The sequence below is a fragment of the Acinetobacter stercoris genome (genome assembly GCF_900323515.1).
In the GTDB taxonomy this organism is placed as follows: Bacteria; Pseudomonadota; Gammaproteobacteria; order Pseudomonadales; family Moraxellaceae; genus Acinetobacter; species Acinetobacter stercoris.
Genome location: NZ_OOGT01000434.1, coordinates 1 through 783, shown reverse-complemented (window position 1 = coordinate 783; position 783 = coordinate 1). Strand labels below are relative to the sequence as shown.

General features: G+C 52.6%; 1 pseudogene. It reads left to right on the top strand.

Annotation, left to right across the window (positions count from 1 at the left end):
- Positions 1 to 783 (top strand): annotated as a pseudogene (locus KPC_RS20085) (hypothetical protein); the annotation flags it as partial.

The window sequence follows — 783 nt, the reverse complement described above, 5'->3', positions numbered from 1 at the left end:
AAGTATCACCACGGCAGGCATTGATGCAGCGGGTAAAAAGATCAGTAATGTTGCTGATGGTACAGCCGCCAGTGATGCGATTAACAAAGGCCAGCTGGATACAGCATTAACAGCACAGGACAGCAAATCGGACGGGTTGGGAAGCAGTACGGCTGCGGCATTGGGCGGTGGAGCAAGCTACGATGTGACAACGGGTGAGATCAGTGCACCAAACTACAGCGTAACCACTAATCCGAATGAAGCCGGTGCGACAACGACGGTTCACAATGTCGGCGATGCAATCACTAGCTTAACGACTGCGGTGACTACACCGCTGACCTTTACAGGGGATAGTGGCAGCTCGGTGAATAGACTTGGCTCGACATTGTCAGTGCTTGGGGATGGGAACATCACGACAACGGCAAGTCAGGGCCAGATCGCAGTGAGCCTGAATAAAACCCTGACAGGCCTGACCAGCATCAGCACGGGCAATACCTTTATTGACAGTAATGGCTTAAGCATCACAGGTGGCCCAAGTATCACCACGGCAGGCATTGATGCAGCGGGTAAAAAGATCAGTAATGTTGCTGATGGTACAGCCGCCAGTGATGCGATTAACAAAGGCCAGCTGGATACAGCATTAACAGCACAGGACAGCAAATCGGACGGGTTGGGAAGCAGTACGGCTGCGGCATTGGGCGGTGGAGCAAGCTACGATGTGACAACGGGTGAGATCAGTGCACCAAACTACAGCGTAACCACTAATCCGAATGAAGCCGGTGCGACAACGACGGTTCACAATGT